Raw genomic sequence first — 23,473 nt, forward strand, 5'->3', positions numbered from 1 at the left:
AGCCCGTACGCCGAGGACTGAGCGAGGACGCGATATGACCGACAACGATAAGCATTCCAACGGCAAGGAGCGCGCCGAGCCGATGCTGGCGACCGACCGCCTCCGCACCGAGCGCCGCGATCAACGTAAGCATGTGCGCGTCGAACTGCCCTTCGAAGCGCAGATCGATGGCAAAACCTATGTCGGTCGCGACGTTTCCTTAAACGGCTTCGGCATCGACAAGGCACTGTCGTTCCATGAGGGCGACAACGTCCATGCCGAACTGATCTTCAAGTTCAAGGGCTTCACCGTGAACCTGCCGGTCACCGCCAAGGCGAGCGGCACCGGCACCACGGGGCGCACCGGGTTCGAGATCACGTCGATCGAGGACGATGAGCTGGAGGTGTTGCGCAAGCTGATTACCGCGCACCTGTCCGGCACGCTGGTCTCGATCGATGGGCTGTTGGTTTCGACCGACGGTCAGGTGGCTCGCAAGGCGAAGAAAACCGGCCATGCGCATTCGGCGAAGAACCGCAAACGCGGGTCCGGTCTGGGCACGCTCGTGCGTTGGGGCGCCGTCGCATCGGTCGCCGTCGCCCTGCTGCTGCTGGCTGGCACCTCGTTTTACGAGCGTCTGTTCGTCGTCGACTCGCCGTTTGCCGCTACGACCGCGCCGCGCGTGGACATGCGTGCCTCAGGCAGTGGCCGGTTCAAGGACATGGGCATCGTGCCCGGCGATCGGGTGAAGGCGGACGAGAAGATCGGCCGGATCATCAACGATGAGCTGGTCTCCGAACTCGCCATCGCGCAGGCGACCTTCCAATACCAGAAGCAGCTGATCTCCAAGCTTCGGGAAGCCCGGGAGCAGGGCGGCGATGCCGCGGCGGAGGCGATCGCGGCCTCGCTGTCCAACTCCAACCGCTCTGGCTCGTCCGGCAAGCGCGACGTTGCCACGCTGCTGACGATCGAGAAGCGGATCGAACAGCTGGTCTCGAAGAAGAACCTGCAGCGGGCCCGGATCGCCGCGCTGAACCAGCAGGACAAGGGCAATACGATTTATTCGCCGTGCGATTGCATCGTACACTGGGCCCGCGGTGGCGCTGGCGGTACCTGGGTGCACAACGGCGACAAGCTCTACGAGCTGATCCCCGCCTCGCCGGACAAGGTAATGGTCGAGGCGCAGATTCCGATGAGCGAAGTGCGCGAGATCAAGCGGTTCCAGAAGGCCAATATCGAGCTGCCCAATCGGGAGCAGACGATCACCGGCCGGGTCGTCGAGGTGAAGCTGGAGGGTGAGCACCGTCCGCGCGCCGGCTTCCCCAAGTGGGTCCGGCAGGACCTGAGTAAGGCGACGGTCCTGATCGCGCCCGAGAAGAAGATTGCCCAAGTCGGCGTCGGCACGCCGGTCGACGTCAGCTTCTCCGGCACGCCGCAGTCGCTGCGCACCATCCACAACACGGTGACGGAAGTGGCCAGCAGTCTGGTCGATCAGGTGCTGACCGATGACAGCGCCCAGGCGGCCCGCGGCGATCTGCCGGAGAAGCCGCAACCTCAGAACTAACGTGCCCGCACGCTCAGCCGCCGCGCCCGGTTCCGGCGTTGGTCGCCGGTCGGGCGCGGTACGGGATGGAATAGTGAACCGGTGTGCGGGTCTCCCCAACACCCCGATGAATAACAGGGAAGAGCTATGAAGATCGCGATGATTGGCACCGGCTATGTCGGTCTGGTGTCCGGCGTCTGCTTTGCGGAGCTTGGTTTCGAGACGGTCTGCATCGACAAGCAGGCGGACAAGATCGACGGGCTGGAGCGCGGCGTCATGCCGATCTACGAGCACGGCCTGGAAGAGATGGTCGCGCGGAACTTCGCCGCGGGCCGGATCAGCTTTTCCACCGACCTGGCGGGCAGCGTCGCCGACGCGGACGCCGTGTTCATCGCCGTCGGCACCCCAAGCGACGTCGATGGCCGGCCGGATCTGTCGGCGGTTTACGCAGCCGCGCGCGAGATCGCTAACGCGGTGACCGGCTACACGGTGGTGGTCAACAAGTCGACCGTTCCGGTCGGCACCGGTGCCGAGGTCGCCCGGGTGATCCACGAAACCAATCCGGACGCGGATGTGGATGTCGCTTCCAATCCCGAGTTCCTGCGCGAAGGCCAGGCGATCGGCGATTTCATGAACCCGGACCGGGTGCTGCTGGGTGTCCCGAGCCCGCGGGCGGGGCAGGTCCTGCAGACGATCTACCAGCCGCTCAAGGATCAGGGGGCGCCGGTGATCGAGACGGTGCGCGAAAGCGCTGAGATCGCGAAGTATGCGGCGAACAGCTTCCTCGCCACCAAGATCACTTTCATCAATCAGGTCGCCGACCTGTGCGAGCGCGCCGGTGCTGACGTCGATGACGTGGCGCAGGCGATCGGCCTAGACCCGCGGATCGGCAGCAGCTTCCTGAAGGCCGGTCCCGGCTATGGCGGCTCCTGCTTCCCGAAGGACACGCGTGGCTTCGCGAGCGTCGCGCGCGATTACGGCAGCGACCAGGAGGTCGTGGATGCCGTGATCGAGGCCAACGAGAACCGCAAGTACCGCATGGCCGAACGGATCGTCGACGCCGGCGGCGGCGATCTGCGCGGCAAGACGGTCGCGGTGCTTGGCCTGACCTTCAAGCCCGACACCGATGACATGCGCGCCTCGCCCAGCCTGGTCATCGTGCCGGAACTGCAGCGCCACGGCGCCAAGGTGCGCGCCTACTGTCCGGGTGGCATGGGCAACGCCAGCGAGATGCTGGAGGGCGTCGATTTCTGCGATGGCAAGGAAGACGCCGCTCACAATGCCGATGTCGTGGTCGTCCTGACCGATTGGGCTGAGTTCAAGCAGATGGACCTCGTACAGATCGGCCAGCGGGCGCGCGGCAATACACTGATCGACTTGCGCAACCTGTTCGATCCGCAGCAGGTCCTGGATGCCGGCTTCACCTATTTCAGCGTGGGACGTCCGGCCAGCCAGGCGATGCAGGGATCGGATCTTGGAGCGATCGAAGACATGCCGCGGTTCGCGGCGGCAGGCGAGTGAGGCAAACCATGACCGATCATTCCCGCTTCTTCCATAAAGCCGGCTGCTTTGCGGTCCCGGCCGCGGCGCTGGCGTTCGCCATTGCCGCGGTGGTGGGCGCCCCGCAGGGGCAGGCGGCCGACGGGCAGCAGGATCGGATCAAGGGATTCCCGAACGCGGCCAATTCCGATTATGTCCCGCGCAAGCGGGTCGCCGGCTGTGCCCAACGTTACGGTGATGCGGCCAGGCTCGGGATCGATCCGGGCGATACCGGCCAGCCGCTCGACAAGGCAATCGAACAGGCCAAGCTGGGCCGTGTTTGGGGGGTCGAGAAAAACGCCTCGATCACTTCCTCGCCCGATGGCGCCGCCATGGAGGTTGTTTACCCGAAGGGCTCCTATAGCCCGGGGGCCGACGATGCGCCGCGTGGTGGTGCCGGCTTCGTGGCCGAATTCGGCGCCGGCGATGGGCTGGAGCGCGCCTGCCTGACCTATAATGTACGCTTCCAGGACGACTTCTACTTCAAGAAGGGCGGCAAGCTTCCGGGCCTTTACGGCGGCAACGCGCCGACCGGCGGTGATGAGGTGACCGGCACGAACGGCTTCTCCGCGCGGCTTATGTGGCGGTCGCTCGGTGCTGGGGAGGCCTACGCCTACGTCGTCAACAAGCCGGATGACTATGGCCTGTCGATTGGCCGCGGGGCCTGGCAGTTCCAGCCGGGAGCATGGCAGGCGATCCAGATGGAGGTCGTCCTCAATGATCCAGGCAGGGCCAATGGCCGGTTGCGTGTTTGGGTCGACGGTCGGCAGGTGATCGACAAGGGGCAGCTGGTCTATCGCACCGATCGGGGCGTGAAGATCGACGGCCTGATCTTCCAGACCTTCTTCGGTGGTGGCGACAAGTCGTGGGCCAGCCCGAAGGATCAGAGCGCCGCGTTCTCAGACTTCAAGATCTACCAGCCGCAGCGGGGCGAGGGATGAACGCCCGCAGAAGCATTGTGACGACGGCTCGACATGCGGGGCTCTGGCTCGCTGTGGCGGCGCTGACGGTGCAGGCGGCTCTGGGTGTGCCGACGGCCACCGCTGAAACCAGCCAGCCAGACCGCCAGTCCGAGGACGGTAACAAGTTCAACCGTGGTCAGACCGCGGTCACCGGAGCTGACGGGTTGGTCTCGATCAAAGAGCGCGAGGCCTTTCCCCTCGAGCAATACAAGGTGCACGACGACGACGCGAGCTACTTCGACGTCGAACAGCGCCGCCAGTTCATCCAGAGCCATGGTACGCCGGCCATGCTGGCGCAGGCCGAACAGCTGTCGCTATCGCAGTCCTGCGCCGATGCGATGAACATGCCGGTGATGTCGCATAAGATTCAGCTGCCGGGCTTCTATCCGCAACCCAAACGGTGGCGGCAGGCCGCGCAGCCGTTCTTCGCGTTCGAGGATGCGGTGACGCGCCTGGCCGGGCGGTGGGTCGTCACCGGCAACCCGGAGCCGGCCAGGTGCCTGACCCGGATGCTGGCAAAGTGGGCGCGGGAAGGTGGTTTCATGACCTTCTCCTTCGCCCAGGCGACGCCGCAGGCGTGGTTCGCCATCGAATCCTCGCTGTTCGCCGCGGGTCTCGCCTATTCGACGGTCAGCGAATTCGCCGCGCGGGAAATGCCGGAGAAGGCGCAGAAGGTCGAAGACTGGCTGAACGCCGTCTCGCGCGAGCATATCTCCAAAAAGTCGGACGGGCCGTCCTGCTGCAACAACCACTTCTATCGCCGAGGTTTGCACGCTGCCATCAACGGCGTGGTGTCGGACGATGACGAGTTGTTTCGCTACGGGGTCGCCGCACTTTACTCGGCCCTGCACGAGGCGAACCCTGATGGCAGCCTGCCGCGCGAGCTTACCCGCGGTACGCGTGCGGTCCACTACCAGAACTACGCCAACATCTATCTCAGCCTGATCGCCCAGATCGTCCAGCGGCAGGGGTATGACATCTACGACGTCGAGGTGAAGGACCGCACGTTGAAGACCTTGGCGAACTGGGCCGTCGACGTGGTCCGCCATCCCGCCAAGATCGATCCATACGTCACCGATTCCCAGAACCGCTGGTTCATGGACGATCCGCAGTATTTTGCCTGGATGGAAACCTACATTCGCGACTTTCCGAACGAGGGCATGCAGAAGCTGCTGACCCCGCGCCGTCCGACCTACAACCGGTCAGCCGGTGGCTTCATGACCCTGTATTTCCGCAAGCCGGATCCCAGCAACGAAGCAACCTCGCAGACCTTGGTGCAGGTCGGGAATGCCTTCGTCAGCGAGACGGAGAGCTGCGCGAAAGATCCGCGTTGGCACCAGAAGCGTGACATCGAGTGGCGGCGGCAGTGCGAGCGCACGCTGCGTGAGGAGCCGCCGCGTAAGCATTCCACCGGGGCCGACATCTATAGCGATCAGTTGTCGGAACAACCGGACCAGTAAACCAGTCGGTACGGACAAGACCAGCGCCGCGCGCCCAGCCAACGCGTCCAAGGAATGTGCAGGCACAGCCGCCGCCGGCGCTTACGCGACTTGCCGGGAGGAGCTTTTTCGATGACCCACGCCAATACGGCGCGATCTGTCAGTGCGCTTGTCGCCATCGCGGTGGTGAGCGGGAGCCTTGCGGCCTGTACGACGTCCGGCGGTCGTGTGCAGGGCTACTACGAGCTGCCCCGGGCGACGGAAGGCCGGATGGAAGCGGCTCAGCTCGCCATGGATCGCGGTAACTACGAGCAGGGGCTGCCGGTGTTCCGCGACCTCGCCAGCGAAGGGTGGCCACACGCGCAGTACGAACTGGGCAAGGCCTACCTGAAGGGCCATGGCGTGACGCAGGACAAGGAGAAGGCGGCTGACTACTTCAAGAAGGCGATCGCGGTGAACTCCAAGCGCCGCGATCAGGCCTCCTTCTATCTGGGCCGGATGTACATGAACGGCGAAGCGGTGCCGCAGGATTATGCCCGCGCCCGCGAGCTGTTTGAGCGCGCCCTCAAGGGCAGCCGCTACACCGGCCCTTACGACAAGGCCGGCTGGCCGCTTGGCGAGATGTACGAGAAGGGGCTGGGTGTCGAGCAGGATTACGAAAAGGCCGTCGAACTCTACAAACAAGCCTCCACCCACAATGGCGGCGACGCCGACGCCTACATGCGCCTGGCACAGATGTACCGCGAAGGTAAGGGTGTCCCGGTCGATCACGCCCAGGCCCTGGAATACATCCAGGCGGCGATGCAGACCCTTCGAGAGAAGTCCCGCGAAGGCAAGCTCTACGCCACCGCCGAGCTGTGGCGGCGCTACCGCGACGGCGAGATGGTGCCGCAGAACTCCGACAAAGCGCTGTCGTGGCTACGCAAGGCTGCCGAAGGTGGCCATACCCATGCGCAGACCGCGTACGGCTGGCGCTTGGTCGCCGGCGAGGGCGTCGACAAGAACCCGGAGCGGGGGTTCGAGATGCTTCGGGATTCGGCGAACGAAGGCCACGGCTATGCCATGCAATTACTTGGCCGGGCGTACGCCGATGGGGTCGGCGTCGAACGCGATCCGCAAGCCGCGCTCGATTGGTACCGCACGGCCGCCGATCACGGACAGCTTGGGGCCATGGCTTGGCTCGGCCGCGCCTATCAGGATGGCACCGGCGTTGAGCCGGATGGTGCGAAGGCCGCCAAATGGCTGCGCAAGGCGGTCGATAAGGGCCACAAGTCCGCCCGCATCGATCTTGCCGAGCTTTACCTGACCGGGCGCGGCGGCGTTCAGGCGCATCCAGAGAAGGCGGTGGCCCTGCTGCAGGAAGCGGCCGATCAAGGCGAGGTCCGGGCGCTCGCGAAACTGGGCGAGGCGTACTATCAGGGACTCGGCGTTCGGCAGGATGTGCGCAAGGCGTTCGGCCTGCTGCAGCGCGCGGCTGACCAGGGCTACGTCAACGCATACGACGATATCGCCGAGATCTTCCTGGAGGGCAAGGGCGGCTTCCAGAAAGACCCGCAGCGCGCGCTCAGCTGGCTGCGTCGTGCTGCGCAGGAGGGCAACCCCAGTGCGCTCACCACGCTTGCCGAACTGCGCCTGGAAGGTCGTGGGTCGGTGGCGCAGAACCAGTCGGTCGGGCTGCAGCTGCTGCGCGAAGCGGTGAACAAGGGCGACACCTACGCCATGGTGGTCATGGGCGATGTCTACGCCGAAGGCCAGGGGGTGGAGCCCGACCTGCAGAAGGCGGCCGATTGGTACGGTCGCGCAGCCGACCAGGGCCACACCACGGGGCTGGTCAAGCTTGGCAAGCTGTATCTGGACGGGGACGGCGTCGAACAGGACGGCGAGCGTGCCAAGCAGCTACTGGAAAAGGCCGTCGCCCGCGGGGATATGAACGCCAAGGTCGCCCTTGGGGCTGCCTATCTGGAAGGGGCGCCGCTGGCGCATGAGCCGGAGCGCGGCATCGCCTTGATCGAGGAAGCGGCTGCCGCTGGCGATGCTTATGCCATGACCGAGCTCGGGCGCGCTTACCTGAAAGGCAATGGCGTCCAGCCGGACCCGCAGAAGGCGCAGCGCTGGCTCACCAAGGCCGCCGATCAGGGGCAGACCGGTGCGCGGGTTACGCTCGGCCGTGCCTACCTGGATGGCGAGGGCGGCTTCCCGCGTCGTCCCGAGAAGGGGCTCTCGCTGCTTGGCAAGGCGCGGGAAGCGGGCAACCCCTATGCCACCACCGCGATCGCCAAGGCCTATCTGCACGGCAACGGTGTCCAGCGAAACACCGACCGGGCGCTGTCCCTGCTGCATGACAGTGCGCAGTCGGGCCACGCCTATGCGATGTCGATCCTGGGGGACGCCTATGCCAACGGCACCGGCGTGGCGCAGGACGGCGACAAGGCACTCGAATGGCACGAGCGCGCGGCCGAGAAGGGGCAGCTCGGCTCGATGCTCTCGGTCGGCCGGATGTACCTGGATGGCAAGGGCGTGCCCCAGAACGGCGAGAAGGCCAAGCGTTGGCTGGAGAAGGCGATCTCGCGCGGCCATGCGGGTGCGATGAGAGAGCTTGGCGGCGCCTATCTGGCTGGCAAGGCGCTGCCGCAACAGCCCGCGCGTGGGGTGGATCTGCTCCAGAAGGCCGCGCAGAAGGGGCACCGGTACGCCATGCTGGAATTGGGCCGCGCTTACCTGGACGGTCGCGGCGTGCAGCACAACGCGCAGGCGGCGGAGCGCTGGTTGAACCGGGCCGCCAACCGCGGCCTCGATGGTGCGATGGTCGAACTGGGCCGCGCCAAGCTGCTGGGCGAAGGCCTGCCGCAGGATCAGGACGCAGGGATCGCCTGGCTGAAGAAGGCGGCAGATCGTGGCCACACCTTCGCGCGGACGGCGCTCGCCAACGCCTATCTCGATGGCTACGGCGTCGAGCAGGATGTGCCCAAGGCGATCGAACTTCTGGAAAAGAGCGTCGAAGATGGCCACGCCTACGCCATGGCCACGCTCGGCCGCGCCCTGGTGAAGGGCGAGGTTACCGACCGTAACGTCGAGCGCGGCGCCGACCTGCTGCTTCGGGCGGCCCGCAAGGGGCACCAGGGCGCCTTCGTTTCGCTCGCCCGCGCCTACCTGAACATCCAGGGGGCGCAGGCGCAGAAACGCCAGGTGATCCTCTGGGTCGATCGGGTGCTTAACGCCCAGACCCAGACGTCCGTCGAGGCGCTGGGCCAGGCCGTTGCGAGAGCGATCGAGCAGCAAGGCCTTGGCAACAGCAGCGGCGAGGATGGGCCAGGCAATGACGTCAGCTAGCCGCTAGTTCTGCCGCCGGCCGCGTCCCAATCGGCGCGACCGGCCCCACCCATCTCTGAAAGACAACCGTGTCGTCCGGTGTGCCTGGCCGCACATCGCGCACGTGGCCTCGGTCCCGCAGCGCCACGACGGGGGCGGTGTTTCCCGTCCATGGGCGATCAAGGGGCCGTGGTGGCACGCTCATCAACTGGAGAGCAAACCATGGCTGATCCAGCCTTCATCCGCGAATTCTCCGAACTCCGCGCCGGCGACGTCAGCCAGGTGGGCGGCAAGAACGCCTCCCTCGGCGAGATGATGGCCAACACCCGCAGCGCGGGCATCGCGGTGCCCGATGGCTTCGCCACGACCGCGGCCGCCTACTGGGCATTCCTGGACGCGACCGGTTTGCGCGCGGAGATCGAGGAAGCGATGGCCGAACTGCAGGACGATCTGGGCAATCTGCCCGAGATCGGCCGGCGCGTGCGGAGCATGATCGAGGAAACCGACCTGCCGGCGGCGATGTATGACGGCATCGCTGCGCACTATGGCGCGATGTGTCGGGAGGCCGGCTTGACAGCGGTCGAGGTCGCGGTGCGCTCCAGCGCCACCGCAGAGGACCTCCCGGACGCGAGCTTCGCGGGACAGCAGGAGAGTTTCCTGAACGTCCACGGGCTGGATGCTGTCGTGCACGCGACGAAGAAGTGCCTGGCTTCGCTCTACAATGACCGGGCGATCGCCTACCGGATCGAGCGCGGCTTCGATCACGACAAGGTCGCGCTGTCCGTGGGCATCCAGCGCATGGTGCGTGCCGACTGTGGGGCAGCCGGCGTGATGTTTTCGATCGAGACGGAGACCGGCTTTCCCAATGGGGTCTTGGTCACGGGGGCCTGGGGACTTGGCGAAACGGTCGTCCAGGGCATGGTCGACCCCGATGAATGGCTGCTGTTCAAGCCCCACCTGGAGGACACGGGTAAACGCCCGGTGCTGTCCCAAACGCTGGGCAGCAAGCAGGAAAAGATGGTCTACGCCGGCGGTAGCACGGAGGTCGTGGCGACCAGTGAGGACGAGCGCCGCAGCTTGGTTCTGAGCACGGACGAGGTGCTTCAGCTCGGTCGTTGGGCCAAACGCCTGGAAGAGCACTACGGCCGCCCGATGGATATCGAGTGGGCCAAGGATGGCGTTACCGGCGAACTGTTCGTCGTTCAGGCCCGCCCCGAAACCGTCCAGTCGCAGCGCAACGACGGCAAGCTCAAGAGTTATTGCATCAACAGCGCCGGCGCGACGTTGACGCGCGGCTATGCAATCGGCGACGCGGTGGCCGCTGCGCCGGTTTGCCGGCTGGACTCGCCGGACGAGGCGGACCGCTTCGTCGACGGTTCCGTTCTGGTGACCGGCATGACCGACCCGGACTGGGTCCCCGTGATGCGCCGCGCCGCGGCGGTGGTGACTGAGCAGGGCGGGCGCACCTCGCACGCCGCGATCGTCAGCCGCGAGTTGGAGCTGCCGGCGATCACCGGCACCGGCAACGCCCGCGCGATGCTGGCGGACGGTCAGGAGGTCACGGTGTCCTGCGCGGAAGGCGGCGAGGGCTTCGTCTACGACGGCATCGCCGACTACACGGTTGAGGACATCGATCTGGATCAGGTGCCGCAGACCGACACCGCCGTCATGCTGAACGTCGGCAACCCCTTGTCCGCGCTGCGCTGGTGGCGCTTGCCGAGCGACGGTGTGGGGCTGGCGCGCCTGGAGTTTATCGTGTCCAATCTGATCAAGTGCCATCCGATGGCGCTGATCGATTACGATCGGATCGAGGATGCCGAGGTGCGCGCCCAGATCGATGCGGTCACGCGCGGCTACGACGACAAGGCGCAGTACTTCGTCGACACGCTGGCGCGCGCCGTCGCCCATATTGCGGCGGTGGCGTATCCGAAGCCGGTGATCGTCCGGATGTCGGACTTCAAGACCAATGAGTACGCAGACCTGATCGGCGGCAAGCTGTACGAGCCGGACGAGGAAAACCCGATGCTCGGCTGGCGCGGCGCCAGCCGGTACTACCACGACCAATACCAGCCCGGCTTTGAGCTGGAGTGCGAGGCCTTGCGCGTCGCGCGCGACGTGATCGGCATGTCGAACATCAAGGCGATGGTGCCGTTCTGCCGGACCCCCGATGAGGCTGACCGGGTCATCGCGACGATGGCCAACGCGGGTCTCCGGCGCGGTGAGAACGGGCTGGAGATCTATGCGATGTGCGAGGTGCCGGCCAACGTCGTGTTGGCCGAGGCGTTTGCCGAGCGGTTCGACGGCTTCTCCATCGGCTCGAACGATCTGACCCAGTTGATCCTTGGGATCGACCGGGACTCCAGCCGTCTGTCCAACCTGTTCGATGAACGCGACGATGCCGTGCTGTCGACCATCGCCGATGTAGTCCAGCGCGCGCAGGCGAAGGGCTGCAAGGTTGGCCTGTGCGGGCAGGGGCCGAGCGACCGGGTGGAGTTCGCCCGCGACCTCGTCTCCACGGGTATCGATTCGATGTCGGTCACTCCGGACAGTTTTGTGAAGGTCAAGAACCGCGTCGCCGCGCTGGAGCAGAACTGGGAGTCGGACGCGGTCGCTGACGCGGCCGCCAAGCGCAAGAGGAAGACGAACGGGGCGGCCGGTCACCCGGAATTTCACGGAATAACGGCCGCCGTCGGCAGTCCCAAGACGTAGCAGGCCGCGACCGCCGCAGTCGTCGGTCGAGACAGGCTGGCGACTGCGCGGCGGGCCGTCCCAAGCACCGACATGAGAGGATGCTGTTATGGCTGAAGCGCGCACCCTGGATCCCAGTTTGCTGCGCGAATACGACGTGCGCGGAATCGTGGGCGAGACGCTGTTTGCCGACGACGCCTACGCGCTTGGCCGTGCCTTTGCACGGGTCGTCGCCGATCGGGGCGGTTCGCGGATCGCGGTCGGGTATGACGGCCGGATATCCTCCCCGGAACTGGCCGATGCGTTCGCCAGCGCCCTGGTCGACAGCGGAATGACCGTGTTGGAGGTCGGCCTGGGGCCCACGCCCTTGCTGTATTACGCGACCAAGGTCCGTGGCGCCGATGCCGGTGTCCAGATCACCGGGTCGCATAACCCGCCGGAATACAACGGCCTCAAGTTCATGCTGAACGGCGAGCCGTTCTTCGGGAAGGATATCGCCGAGTTGGGCGAGATTGCCGGGCGCGGTGATTTCGTCGATGGCACTGGCGCGCGCGAGTGGATCGCGGTGATGCCCGAGTATGTCGAGGCGCTGGCCCGCGAACTCGACCTGGCCAGCAACATCCGGGTTGCCTGGGATCCGGGCAACGGCGCTGCGGGCGCGGCGACGCAGATGTTGAAGAAGATCGCGCCCGGTCAGCACACCCTGATCAATGCCGAGGTTGATGGTCGCTTCCCGAACCACCACCCAGACCCGAGCAAGGTCGAGAACCTGGAGCAGTTGCAGCAGGCCGTGCGCCAAGGTCAGTGCGACCTGGGCGTGGCGTTCGACGGTGATGGCGACCGGATCGGCGTGGTCGACGAAGAGGGCGAAGTCCTCTGGCCCGACGAGCTGATGATCCTGTTCGCCCGGGATATGCCCGGGGTCGGCAACAAGGCGCCGATCGTCGCCGACGTGAAGGCGAGCAAGCTGCTGTTCGACAAGATCGCGGAAACCGGCGGCGAACCGATCATGTGGAAGACCGGCCATTCCCTGATCAAGGCGAAGATGGCCGAAACCGGGGCGCAACTCGCCGGGGAGATGAGCGGTCACGTCTTCATTAATGACCGCTGGTACGGCTTCGACGATGCGCTCTACGCTGCCTGTCGGCTGCTGCGCATCGTCGCCGCGCGCAATATTTCGCTGGCGGAATTTCGGCGCAATCTGCCGGAAATCTTCAACACGCCGGAAATCCGGTTCGAGTGTCCACCCGACCGCAAGTTCGAGGTGGCCGGCGAGATCGAGCAGCGGCTTGCCGACGATCCGGACAGCGAGGTGATCACGGTCGATGGGGTGCGCGTGAACACCCCGCAGGGCTGGTGGCTGCTGCGTGCGTCCAACACCCAGGACATGCTGGTAGCCCGTTGCGAGGCGTACGACGCCGAAGGGCTTGAGCAACTCAAGGAGCAGCTGGCCGACCAACTGGCGCTCAGCAACCTGAAGATTCCGGCCGAAATCGAACCCGCCGCCCAGGCCCTGACGACCAGTCAAGGCACCTAGGCGGGCCTCCTGCTGCGATCTGAACAGCGGGTGGCACCAGGGTTTGAACGCGTTCGCGTCCGGTCGCTGAAGGTGGCTTCAGCCTCAGCGATCGGGCGTTCGAATGGACAGAACTGGCCCAAGGCAGAACCGGTGTCTTGCGTTGCGGGGCCGCTTGCCCTTTCGCCTGGGCGTTTGGGGCGCTAGCGTGCGGGCCGTCTCCTGCACTGCCTTGCCCTGGATGGCCCAGCCCGACGCCATGGTCGATATCAGACTGTTCGAAGACGCCGATTGGCCCGAGGTTTGGCGGATCGTCGCACCGGTGTTTCGGGCGGGTCGGACCTATGCAGTCGCCACCGATATCAGCGCCCAGGCAGCGCGTGCGATGTGGGTCGACACCCCGACCGCGACCTACGTCGTGCGGGACGGTGAGGGGCAACTCGTCGGCACCTATTTCCTGCAAGCGAACAAGCCCGGGCCCGGGGATCATGTCGCGAACTGCGGCTATATCGTCGATCCCGAAGCGCGCGGGCAGGGCGTGGCCACGGCGATGTGCCGGCATTCCCAAGAGCGGGCCGTGGCGCTCGGCTTCCGGGCGATGCAGTACAACCTCGTCGTGGCGACGAACGAGCAGGCCGTGGCGCTTTGGCAGCGCGAGGGCTTTGCGATCGTCGGTACGCTGCCGGGGGCCTTCTGCGATCCCGATTATGGCGATGTCGACGCCTACGTCATGTTCAAGACGCTTGTCTAAGCGCGTTGGGTCGGTCGGCAGCGCGCACCGAAACGCGGAGGCTAGACGTCATCGCGTTCGCGGTGAACATGGGTGGCGGTGGGATCCCTGCTGAATCGCGGGCGCACACCACGCTATAAGTTGGCTTTGACGGATGCCGGCGGTTCGTTGCATGACGAATGCCACCCGCTCCCGCGCGTATCATGCCTCTAAATGTGTCTCCGCCTCCTCCCGATGGAAGCAAAATGTGGAAGTAATCGGGGAGGCGTGTTTCCGGTAATGCAGAACGCTGAAAGGTGCGCCGAGTTTTCTAGTAGAAATGTTGTTGTTTTACCAATCAAAAGCGGAACATGCGCGGTGAACACGCGTTCTCATACGCAAGAGAGGCGAGGCATGAGCGATGAGGGGAAGCTTATCATGTTTTTTCGAGAGATGGCGTTGGGGTTTCTCGTCTTCGCGACGAGCGGTTTCGTCCTTGGGCGTGTGCTAGCCACCAAGATGGATATCAACGGCGAGGGGTTGAGCGGTGCCTATATCTGTTACGGGGTAAGCTTCGTTTCGGGTCTGATCGGCATCCTCGTCGCGATTGTCTGAGGTTCTGGGCTGTTATCGCCCGATGGTTAGGGGCGGACGGTGCCAGCTTGTCCAAAATATCTGGGTGGACTCGCAAGCGAAAATCGAGTCGAAATAATGAATGTTAGTCAATCGATGGAATATAGGAGCCGATAAACCCTTCTTCTGGATGGAGCGAGCCAAGGGTGAAAAGCCCGAGAGCCCATCTGGAAGGTCTAGGTTTAATGCATCATCACTATTCGGTTTTGCCGTTGCGCGGTCGTGCGGCGAGCGGCGTCGTTGTGAGTCTGTGCGCCCTTTTGGTCTTGGCCGCGCCCGGACAGGTCGCGGCACGGCGGGATCAGCCAAGCCGCCTGTCCGAAGACGGCCATCAGCTAAACCTCACCACGACGTCGGTGACGGGGAAAGATGGTCTGGTTTCGCCAAGCGAACGCGCGGCGTTTCCGTTGGATCGTTACGAGGTTCGTGACGATGGTGCGGGCTACTTCGATGTCGCCGAGCGCCGGGAGTTCATCCGGGACCACGGCACGCCGGGCATGAACGCGCAGGCCGAGCAGCTGCCGCTGTCACAATCCTGCGCGGCCGCCATGAACATGCCGGTGATGGCGCACAAGATCCAGCTGCCGGGCTTCTATCCCTCGCCGGAGAGATGGCGGCAGGCCGCGCAGCCGTTTTTTGCTTTCGAGGATGCGGTGACCCGCTTGGCTGGCTGGTGGGTGGTGAGCGGCGACCCGTATCCGGCCCGCTGCCTGACACGCATGCTGGCGAAGTGGGCCAAACAGGATGGCTTCCTGTCCTTTGCCTTTCCGCAATCGCCGCCCCAGGCTTGGTTCGCTATCGAGTCTTCGCTGTTTGCCGCCGGACTGGCCTATTCGACGGTTCAGGAGGTCGCGGAACGCGACCTGCCCGACCAGGCAGAGCACGTGGAGGCGTGGCTCGACGCCGTCTCCCGGGAGCACATCTCCAAGTCCTCGTACGGGCCGTCCTGCTGCAACAACCACTTTTATCGCCGCGCCTTGCACGCAACGATCATCGGTGTCGAGACCGATGACGACGAGCTTTTCCGGTACGGCGTTTCGGCGCTGTACGCGGCGCTGCACGAGGCGAATCCCGACGGCAGCCTGCCGCGCGAACTGATGCGGGGGCGCCGGGCGCTACACTACCAGAACTACGCCAACATCTACCTCACCATGATCGCCCAGATCGTGCAGCGGCAGGGGTACGACATCTACGACGTCGAGGTGCAGGGGCGCACCCTGAACACGCTGGCGAACTGGGCCGTGGGGGTTATTCGTGATCCGTCCAGGATCGACAAATACACGACGGATTCCCAGAACCTCGGGTTCATGGACGATTCACAATACTTTGCCTGGATGGAGGTCTACACCGACGACTTCCCGAACAAGGGCATGCAGAAATTGCTGAACCCGCGCCGGCCGACCTACAACCGATCCGCCGGCGGTTTCCTGACGCTGTATTTCCGCGAACCCGATCCGCAGAACGCGGCGACCACCCAGACGATGGTGGAAGTCGGCAACGCCTTCGTCAGCGAGACCGAGAGCTGTGCCAAGGACCCGCGCTGGCACCAGCAGCGCGACATCGAATGGCGCTTGGAGTGCGAGCGCACACTGCGCGAGGAACCCACCGGCCAGCATTCGACCGGGACAGACATCTACAGCAAGCGACTCTCGCAACAGACCGGAGGGTGAGCGGATTTTCTATCGCTGGAGGCATGCTTTTACAGACGTGTCTCCAGCGGTACCCCATGAAACTGGCTGGGTCGCGCCGATCGTGTCGCCTGCAACATTGTTTCAGGAGAGTTCTGGAGGGATCGGAGGTGATGGGGGCGGCGCGGTCCGGTCTTTCTTCGAAACCGATCCGCTCGGGAACTCACGTTCTGGGCGATAGCGCGTCCGAAAACGGATGGTAGATTGTCCGGGTCAATCAAGGGGCCTTCAATGACCTTCGAAATCTGGACGATCTACGTCGCAACCGTGTTCGCTTTGATGAGTACGCCCGGGCCAAGTCAGCTTCTGATGTTATCCAATAGTGGGGCGCACGGACTTCGAAAGTCACTTTTGACAGCGGCCGGCGATCTTTCAGCAAACAGTCTGCAAATGCTCGCTGCGGGTTTGGGGGTGGCTGCGATCCTTGCGATGTCGGCGGCCGCGCTTGCGGTCATTAAATGGATTGGGGTGGCTTATCTGATCTGGCTTGGCATTCGTATGATCAGAAGAGCAAAACTGAATGCGCCCAGAGGCGACGTTCCAGAACGCAGCGTCTCGCTCAGAAATCTCTGGGTTCAAGGATTTCTGACCTCAGCAGCCAACCCTAAAGCGGTTGTCTTCTTCGCGGCGCTTTTCCCGCAGTTCATATCTGCAGACCACGCGTTCTGGCCACAGTTCCTTATCCTATCTGCAACCTACATCATCATGGATGGGATCTTCCTTTCCTCTTATGGCGCCGGGGCAAGTTGGATTGCGGCTCGGTTTAAGGGGGCTGCAAAAGTCTGGATCGAACGCATCGGAGGCAGCTTCATGATCGTTGCGGCGATCTTGCTGGGGCTCAAATCGATCGCGCGACAGTGATTTATTTGGGCAGGCGCGGCTGAAAATAATAATATATTCCAGTGTGTTATAAGAAAATTCCGGCGATGCCCCACTCGCACGGTTGACTTCTGCAAACGTTTGCGGCGACCATCGAAACAGCAAACGATTGCAGCCACAGGGTTGCGCAATAAAATTATAAGACCGCGATCCAATCGCGGTGTGCTTGGGGAGAAACGATGTGACGGGCGAGATAGCGCTTGCCGTACGAAATGTGACCAAGAGCTACGGCGCGACGGTGGCTCTTGCGGGCATGTCGCTCGATCTTCGGGCAGGCGAGATTCATGCCATTCTTGGCGAGAACGGGGCTGGCAAGTCGACCCTGGTCAAGATCCTGAGCGGGGTCGTCGCACCGGACCACGGCGAGATCAGGCTCAACGGCGAGCGCTTCGCGCCGGCTTCCATTCTCGGGGCGCGCAGCAGGGGGATTTCGACCGGATTCCAGGAGATCAGCCTCGTCCCCAATCTGAGCGTCGCGGAGAACCTGCTGTTGCCGCGGCTCGGCAAGGGAAGCGCCGGGCTCAACAGCCGGCGCCGGACTTGGGACGCGGCGGGCGAGCTGCTGGCGCGTTTTGACGTCACTGACATCGACCTGTCCCGGCCCGTACGCACGCTCTCCCTCGCCGAGAAGCAGCGGATCGAGATCGTCCGGGCGCTGTCCCACGCGCGCAACGTCCTGGTCCTGGACGAGCCGTCGGCTTCGCTGGCCGATACGCGCTGGCTGTTCGAGCAGGTGCGCAAGCAGGCCCGGGCCGGGGTTGGTGTGCTGTATATCTCGCACCGCCTGAGCGAGGTCCGGAGCCTCTGTTCCCGCGGCACCGTGCTGCGCAACGGCCGCTCGATCGACACGGTCGACCTCGGCGGCGTGAGCGACGACGAGATCTTCCAGATGATGGTTGGCCGGTCGCCCGACACGGCGTTTCCCGAGCGCCATCCCTCCAGCATCTCCGCGCAGCCGCTCGTCGATCTGCGCGGCGTCGATGCGGGGCAGATCCAGGACGCATCACTCAAGATTCACAGCGGCGAGATCCTGGGTGTTGCGGCTCTGGAAGGGCAGGGGCAGCGCGACCTGTTCCACGCGATCGCCGGTTTGACGCCGGTCGAGCGGGGCGAAATTCGGATCGTCGGCGAACCGGCGCACCTGACCTCGCGGCGCGCGGCGATGAAGACCGGACCGGGGATCGCCTTCGTGCCCGAGGAGCGCAAGGTCGAAGGGATATTCAGCGGCCTACGCACGGCGGGCAATATCGCAATCTCGACCATGGCCGGCTGCAGCCGGTTCGGGTTCGTGAACCATGCGATCGAGCAGGCCAGTGTCGCCAAGAGTGCCGAACAGGTCGAACTGCAGCCCCGCTACCTTGGATTCCGGATCTCCGAGTTGTCCGGCGGCAATCAGCAGAAAGCGGTGATCGCCCGCGCCCTGCAGAGTCAGGCACGGATCCTCGTGCTGTTCGACCCCACGCGCGGCGTCGACGTCGGCACCAAGCAGGCGGTCTACAAGGTCGTGCGGGAATTTGCCGATCATGGTGGGGCGGTGCTGATCTACTCCTCCGAGTTGCCCGAACTCGTGCACCTTTGCGACCGCTGCTCGGTCGTCTACGGCGGGCAGATCACCGAGGAGTTCACCGGCGCGGAGATTACCGAGCAGGCGCTGATCGCCGGCGTCGTGGGGCACCGCGGCGACCAGCCGGCCGTCGCCGAGGCGGGGTGAGCCATGGCGTACGGTAGCAAGACTTCGGCACTGTCGCGCCTTGCCGGCAACGGCGCGGCGATCATCGCGCTCGTCTATGTCGTGCTCTTCAGCATCTACGCGGTGAGCGAGCCCACGGCTCTGTCGCTCTTCTCGATCACGAACCTGGTCAACAACTTCGTCCCGCTGGCCCTGGCCGCGGCGGGCCAAACGCTGATCGTGCTGCTTGCGGGCTTCGACCTCTCGGTCGCCGGCGTGATCTCGCTCACGAACGTGGTGTTGGCCGTGACGCCGCTGGAGGGGCCGCTCGGGGCGCTGGCCGGACTGGCGATCGCGCTGGCGATCGGGGGCGTGGCGGGAAGCATCAACGGTTTGCTGGTGGCCTATCTGCGCATCCAGTCGATCGCCGCCACGCTGGGCACGATGATCGTCCTGAAGGGGGTGGCCCTGCTGATCCTGAGCGCGCCGGGTGGCTGGATCTCGGACTGGATCGTCTACGAGCTCACGGACGTTGCCTTCGGTCTGGTGCCGATTTCCGGGCTCATCCTGCTCGCTGTCGCCGGGGTCTGGCTCGCCCTGAAGCGCACGGATTTCGGCGCGGCGATCTACGCGGTCGGCGAGGACGAGACCTCGGCCAGCTTGTCCGGGATCAACACCCGCCTGACCAAGTTCAAGTCCTACTGTCTGGCGGGCATGTTCTACGGCCTGGCGGGCTACATGCTCTCCGCCCAGACGGCAACCGGCAACCCGAATGCGGGCGAGCCCTTCCTCCTGCTTTGCTTCGCGTCCGTGGCCATTGGCGGCACCTCCTTTTCCGGCGGCCGGGGCGGCATGATCGGCTCGATCATTGGCGCGGCGACCCTGCTGCTGATGCAGAAGGTGCTGTTCTCGACGGGCGTGTCCTCCTTCTACACGGGCATGTTCCAGGGGGCGGTGATGATCGCAGCCGTGGTTTTTGCGGCCGCCATGCTCCGGGTTTCCATCCGCAAGGGAGCCGCGTGATGACGTCACAGGAAGATCGACACAGCGAACCCGCGGCGTCTCAAGGTTTCGAAGCCGGCGGCGATACGCGCGGGCGTAATCGGATCGAGGCCGAGACGGTGACGGTCGGGGTGATCTACCTGATTGCCTTCCTGCTGATCCTCGGATCGCGCGTGATCAGTCCCGCATTCGGGTCGCTGAACCAGGCGATGACGATCCTGGAGCTGGCCTCCTTCCTCGTCGTCGTCGCCTTCGGGCAAGGCTTGGTGATCCTCGTGCGCGGCCTCGATCTGTCGGTGGCGTCGATGATCACCCTGGGGGGTGTTCTGACCACGATGTGGATCGGGGCCGATGGTAATGCGCTCCTGTTGATTCCGCTGGTGCTTGCCGTCTGTTTCGCGGCCGGTCTGGTCAGCGGCATGGGGGTGACGTTCCTGGGCGTGCCGCCCTTCATCATGACGCTGTCCAGCGGGATCATCATCTATAGCCTCTGCCTCGGCTACACGAAGGGCAGTCCGAAGGGGGCGTCACCGGAACTGCTGACCGACTTCATGAGCGGTGAGCTTTTGGGCATCCCGACCGTGGTCGTCTTCCTCGTCCTGTTCGCGGTTGGCGCAACCCTGTTCCAGGGCTGGACCGTGTATGGCCGCCAGCTGCACGCGGTTGGGAACAACCCGGTCGCGGCCCGCTTCGCGGGCCTGCGGGTACGGACCCTGACCGCCAGTGCTTACGGCGTGTCGGCTCTGTGTGCCGGTTTCGTCGGCATGATGCTGGTCGGCTACGCGCAAGGGGCGACCTTGCGCATGGGTGACGACTACCTGTTGCCGTCGATCGCGGCGGTCGTGATCGGCGGCAGCTCGATCCTCGGCGGCAAGGGCAATTTCGCCGGAACGGTCGGGGGCGCGATCCTGCTGACGACCCTGACGACCATCATCAGCGCGATCGGGCTGGCGCAGGGCTGGAAGACGATCATCGAGGGCGTGATCATTCTTCTGGCGCTGCTGCTGTTGCGCGAAGAGCTGTTCACCGCCGTCCAACGGTTGGTCGGGAGACAGAACACCTAAGCACAATCGGCTGAGACTGGCTTCTTCGAAGTCAGTCCGCAGACGCGATGCAAACGTTTGCAGCTTCGGCTGGCGGGTGCCGCTCGCGTCATCCGTCCGGCTTCTGACCGGCCCAGAGCAGGTCGGGGGCGGATAAACAAGAGACCCCGGCGCTATGCGGGGCAACACGTGGGAGGACTACGCGATGATAGGACGTGTATCGACTTGGCAACGGGCGTTGATGGCTGCCGGCGCCGTGACGGTCGGCCTGAGCGGGCCGGCGATGGCGCAGGATGACGAGAAGTTCCAGATCTACCTGTCGCTTAGCTATTCGGGCAACTCGTGGCAGTCCGAGGCGGCCAACATCGTCAAGGCGTTGGCGAAGACGCCGCCGTACGACGAGCTGGTGGAGCTCACCGAGGTGATCTCGGGAACGGACCCGCAAGCGCAGATCTCCGACTATCAGAGCATGATCGCTGCGGGGGCCGACGGCATCGTCAGTTTCCCGATCTCCTCGAACGCGCTGAATCGGGTGATTCATCAGGGCTGTGAGCAGGGCGTCTTGTTCTTCATGTACGACGCCACGGTCACCGAGGACTGTGCCTACAACGTCAGCTACATCACCAGCGGCTTCGGTGAGAACTCGGCCCAGTACCTCGTCAACGAACTCGATGGCGAGGGCAAGATCTTCCTGTCCCGCGGCGTGCCGGGGAATTCCGTCGACCAGCGTCACACCGACGGGGCGATGCACATCTTCGACCAGTACCCGGGCATCGAGGTGGTCGCCGAGTACTACAGCTACTGGGATGACCGCACCACGCAGCAGGAAACGGCCAAGGCGCTGGCCGCGCATCCGGACGTCGACGGTATCTGGGCGCAGGCCGGCGAGCATGGCGCCATCAAGGCGCTGCTGGAGAGCGGCCGCGAAGACCTCGTTCCGGTCACGGGCGAGAATTCGAACGGTTTCCGGCTCGCGCTCGCCGACCCCGAGCTGCAGGCGCGTGGACTGAGCGGCGTATCGGCGGGCTCGCCACCGGCGCAGTCCGGCTACGCCTTCAAGCTGATGATGGAGATGCTGCTCGGCAAGCGTGAACTGGAAACGCACGATATCCAGTACCCGCTGCCATGGGTGCCCGCTGATCAGGTCAAGCTCTGCGAAGGCGACACCTTCGAGAACGGGTGCAACGCCTTTCCCAGCGGCAAGGTTCCGGATTCCTTCGTGACCGAGGTGTTCAACCCGACGCTGCTGCCCGAGCTGAGCATCCCCTCCGCCCTGGAAGGCGAACCCACGCCCGGGGCCGAGATCCAGCCACTTCCAGCCGAGGTGGTGCCGGCGCCGAACGAGCCCGGGATCAACTGCCGTCGCTGTGACCCGCCGGCCAATCACTACGAGCTGACCAAGGTCGAGCCGACCGTCGAGCCGGGCGAATAGAGCAGAGCTCCCCGTCCGGTCCGTGCGTGGCCGGGCGGGGTCCCCGATCCATCCCGCATCGCGCATTGCTGAGAAAACGAAGGGAGCGCCCCCGTCTCGGGCATCCCAGAAGTGCAACGGAAGAAACGGAAGAGAAGCGACATGGCAGAGGTACTGAAGCACGGCATCACACCCGAGGCGGCGGATGCGGCCGACACGAAAGTGCGCGACACGGTGCAGGACATCCTCACGCGCATGAAGGACGATCCGGACGGCGTGGTGCGTGAGTTGTCGAAGAAGTTCGACGATTGGACGCCAGACAGCTTCCGCTTGAGCCAGGAACAGATCCAGGCCTGCATCGACAGCCTTCCCCAGCAGACCATCGACGACATCAAGTTCGCGCAGAAGCAGATCCGGACCTTTGCGGAGGCGCAGCGCGGCACCATGCACGACCTCGAGGTCGAGACCGTTCCGGGCGTGACGCTCGGTCACCGTCACGTGCCGATGAACAGCGTCGGCTGTTACGTGCCGGGTGGCCGCTACCCGATGGTGGCCTCCGCCCACATGAGCATCGTCACCGCAAAAGTGGCCGGCGTGAAACGGATCGTTGCCTGCACCCCGCCGACCAAGGGCAACCCCCATCCCGCCACGATCGCCGCGATGGCGTTGGGCGGCGCGGACGAGATCTATCTGCTCGGTGGTATCCAGGCGATCGCGGCCATGGCGCATGGCACCAGCGAGATGAGCCCGGTCGATATGGTTGTCGGCCCCGGCAACGCCTTTGTCGCGGAGGCGAAGCGCCAGCTGTTCGGCCGGGTCGGCATCGATCTGCTGGCGGGCCCGACGGAGATCCTGGTGGTCGCTGACGACAGCGCCGACGGGGAAATGTGCGCGACCGACCTGCTCGGTCAGGCCGAACACGGCCCGAATTCCCCGGCAGTTCTCCTGACGACCTCCCGGCGCGTCGCCCAGGAGACCGAGCAGGAGATCGCCCGGCAGTTGGAGACCTTGCCGACCGCCGACGTCGCCGGCCAGGCTTGGAAGGACTATGGGCAGATCATCCTGGTCGAGGATGACGCGGAAATGCTGGCTGAGGCCGACCGGATCGCCTCGGAGCACGTTGAGATCCTGACGCGCGAACCGCGCTGGTATCTGGAGCGCATGACGAACTACGGATCTCTTTTCTTGGGCAAGGAAACCAACGTTGCCTACGGCGACAAAGTAATCGGCACCAACCACACGTTGCCGACGAAAGGAGCCGCGCGCTATACGGGCGGTCTTTGGGTCGGCAAGTTCATCAAGACAGTCACCTACCAAGAGTGCACACCTGAAGCCAGCGCGTTCATCGGCGAGTACTGCTCGCGTTTGTGCGCGGTTGAGAACTTCTGGGGGCACAAGGAACAGGCCGACCTGCGTGTCAGGCGCTACGGCGGCAAGAACGCCTAGGTCCCTGCGGCGCCGCGCCAG

At 64.7% G+C, this 23,473-nt stretch carries 16 protein-coding genes; all 16 read left to right on the forward strand.

All coding sequences use genetic code 11. The features are described 5' to 3' along the window. Window positions 1–34 precede the first annotated feature (34 nt). The 16 genes from RHOSA_RS0106895 to hisD all read left to right on the forward strand — a co-directional run bounded on the left by RHOSA_RS0106895 (window position 35) and on the right by hisD (window position 23,452). Window positions 35–1,540 (forward strand): PilZ domain-containing protein, encoded by a 1,506-nt coding sequence (locus tag RHOSA_RS0106895; protein ID WP_027288101.1) that lies wholly within the window; start codon window positions 35–37, stop codon window positions 1,538–1,540. A 126-nt stretch (window positions 1,541–1,666) separates the two neighbouring features. Beyond that, window positions 1,667–3,040: a UDP-glucose dehydrogenase family protein gene (locus RHOSA_RS21000; RefSeq protein ID WP_051431895.1), complete on the forward strand. Its 1,374-nt coding sequence runs from the start codon at window positions 1,667–1,669 to the stop codon at window positions 3,038–3,040. 8 nt (window positions 3,041–3,048) lie between these two features. Next, window positions 3,049–3,999, forward strand: a complete 951-nt coding sequence (locus RHOSA_RS24080; protein ID WP_051431896.1) for a polysaccharide lyase — start codon at window positions 3,049–3,051, stop codon at window positions 3,997–3,999. Window positions 4,000–4,016: 17 nt separating this feature from the next. Beyond that, a complete protein-coding gene (locus tag RHOSA_RS21010) occupies window positions 4,017–5,480 on the forward strand; it encodes an alginate lyase family protein (RefSeq protein ID WP_169816606.1) in 1,464 nt (487 codons plus the stop codon). Between the two features lie 111 nt (window positions 5,481–5,591). Then, window positions 5,592–8,789 carry an SEL1-like repeat protein gene (locus RHOSA_RS0106915; protein ID WP_027288102.1) on the forward strand — a complete coding sequence of 1,066 codons (3,198 nt, stop codon included), beginning with the start codon at window positions 5,592–5,594 and terminating at the stop codon, window positions 8,787–8,789. A 201-nt stretch (window positions 8,790–8,990) separates the two neighbouring features. Continuing rightward, a complete protein-coding gene (gene ppsA / locus RHOSA_RS21015) occupies window positions 8,991–11,477 on the forward strand; it encodes a phosphoenolpyruvate synthase (protein ID WP_081728548.1) in 2,487 nt (828 codons plus the stop codon). An 88-nt stretch (window positions 11,478–11,565) separates the two neighbouring features. Beyond that, window positions 11,566–12,993, forward strand: coding sequence for a phosphoglucomutase/phosphomannomutase PgmG (gene pgmG, locus RHOSA_RS21020; protein ID WP_051431898.1), 1,428 nt, complete (start codon window positions 11,566–11,568; stop codon window positions 12,991–12,993). Window positions 12,994–13,213: 220 nt separating this feature from the next. Then, window positions 13,214–13,723: a GNAT family N-acetyltransferase gene (locus RHOSA_RS0106930; protein WP_211234259.1), complete on the forward strand. Its 510-nt coding sequence runs from the start codon at window positions 13,214–13,216 to the stop codon at window positions 13,721–13,723. 372 nt (window positions 13,724–14,095) lie between these two features. Next, complete coding sequence (locus tag RHOSA_RS0106935; protein ID WP_027288104.1) at window positions 14,096–14,296, forward strand: hypothetical protein; 201 nt, start codon at window positions 14,096–14,098, stop codon at window positions 14,294–14,296. Between the two features lie 260 nt (window positions 14,297–14,556). Next, on the forward strand, window positions 14,557–15,984 hold the full coding sequence (locus tag RHOSA_RS21025; RefSeq protein WP_211234260.1) for an alginate lyase family protein: 1,428 nt from the start codon (window positions 14,557–14,559) through the stop codon (window positions 15,982–15,984). Between the two features lie 249 nt (window positions 15,985–16,233). Continuing rightward, window positions 16,234–16,863 carry a LysE family translocator gene (locus tag RHOSA_RS0106945; protein WP_027288105.1) on the forward strand — a complete coding sequence of 210 codons (630 nt, stop codon included), beginning with the start codon at window positions 16,234–16,236 and terminating at the stop codon, window positions 16,861–16,863. A 199-nt stretch (window positions 16,864–17,062) separates the two neighbouring features. Then, the gene (locus RHOSA_RS0106950; protein WP_200371946.1) at window positions 17,063–18,592 is read left to right on the forward strand and encodes a sugar ABC transporter ATP-binding protein; all 1,530 of its coding nucleotides are present in this window, start codon (window positions 17,063–17,065) and stop codon (window positions 18,590–18,592) included. Window positions 18,593–18,595: 3 nt separating this feature from the next. Further along, complete coding sequence (locus tag RHOSA_RS0106955) at window positions 18,596–19,573, forward strand: ABC transporter permease (RefSeq protein ID WP_027288107.1); 978 nt, start codon at window positions 18,596–18,598, stop codon at window positions 19,571–19,573. Then, window positions 19,573–20,616 carry an ABC transporter permease gene (locus RHOSA_RS21030; protein ID WP_051431901.1) on the forward strand — a complete coding sequence of 348 codons (1,044 nt, stop codon included), beginning with the start codon at window positions 19,573–19,575 and terminating at the stop codon, window positions 20,614–20,616. Before RHOSA_RS0106955 ends, RHOSA_RS21030 begins: the two co-directional genes overlap by 1 nt. 184 nt (window positions 20,617–20,800) lie before the next feature. Then, complete coding sequence (locus RHOSA_RS0106965) at window positions 20,801–22,027, forward strand: sugar ABC transporter substrate-binding protein (RefSeq protein WP_027288108.1); 1,227 nt, start codon at window positions 20,801–20,803, stop codon at window positions 22,025–22,027. 141 nt (window positions 22,028–22,168) lie between these two features. After that, complete coding sequence (gene hisD, locus RHOSA_RS0106970) at window positions 22,169–23,452, forward strand: histidinol dehydrogenase (protein WP_027288109.1); 1,284 nt, start codon at window positions 22,169–22,171, stop codon at window positions 23,450–23,452. The last annotated feature ends 21 nt before the right edge of the window (window positions 23,453–23,473 follow it).

The sequence above is a fragment of the Rhodovibrio salinarum DSM 9154 genome, from assembly GCF_000515255.1.
In the GTDB taxonomy this organism is placed as follows: domain Bacteria; phylum Pseudomonadota; class Alphaproteobacteria; order Kiloniellales; family Rhodovibrionaceae; genus Rhodovibrio; species Rhodovibrio salinarum.

What these genes read in the sequence shown, in the direction of transcription:
- RHOSA_RS0106965 (WP_027288108.1), top strand. Translation starts at nt 20,801, where the DNA reads ATGATAGGACGTGTATCGACTTGGCAACGGGCGTTGATGGCTGCCGGC.
- RHOSA_RS0106945 (WP_027288105.1), top strand. Translation starts at nt 16,234, where the DNA reads ATGACCTTCGAAATCTGGACGATCTACGTCGCAACCGTGTTCGCTTTG.
- RHOSA_RS0106915 (WP_027288102.1), top strand. Translation starts at nt 5,592, where the DNA reads ATGACCCACGCCAATACGGCGCGATCTGTCAGTGCGCTTGTCGCCATC.
- RHOSA_RS0106895 (WP_027288101.1), top strand. Translation starts at nt 35, where the DNA reads ATGACCGACAACGATAAGCATTCCAACGGCAAGGAGCGCGCCGAGCCG.
- RHOSA_RS0106935 (WP_027288104.1), top strand. Translation starts at nt 14,096, where the DNA reads ATGAGCGATGAGGGGAAGCTTATCATGTTTTTTCGAGAGATGGCGTTG.
- ppsA (WP_081728548.1), top strand. Translation starts at nt 8,991, where the DNA reads ATGGCTGATCCAGCCTTCATCCGCGAATTCTCCGAACTCCGCGCCGGC.
- RHOSA_RS0106955 (WP_027288107.1), top strand. Translation starts at nt 18,596, where the DNA reads ATGGCGTACGGTAGCAAGACTTCGGCACTGTCGCGCCTTGCCGGCAAC.
- pgmG (WP_051431898.1), top strand. Translation starts at nt 11,566, where the DNA reads ATGGCTGAAGCGCGCACCCTGGATCCCAGTTTGCTGCGCGAATACGAC.
- RHOSA_RS21030 (WP_051431901.1), top strand. Translation starts at nt 19,573, where the DNA reads ATGACGTCACAGGAAGATCGACACAGCGAACCCGCGGCGTCTCAAGGT.
- RHOSA_RS0106930 (WP_211234259.1), top strand. Translation starts at nt 13,214, where the DNA reads ATGGCCCAGCCCGACGCCATGGTCGATATCAGACTGTTCGAAGACGCC.
- RHOSA_RS21000 (WP_051431895.1), top strand. Translation starts at nt 1,667, where the DNA reads ATGAAGATCGCGATGATTGGCACCGGCTATGTCGGTCTGGTGTCCGGC.
- hisD (WP_027288109.1), top strand. Translation starts at nt 22,169, where the DNA reads ATGGCAGAGGTACTGAAGCACGGCATCACACCCGAGGCGGCGGATGCG.
- RHOSA_RS24080 (WP_051431896.1), top strand. Translation starts at nt 3,049, where the DNA reads ATGACCGATCATTCCCGCTTCTTCCATAAAGCCGGCTGCTTTGCGGTC.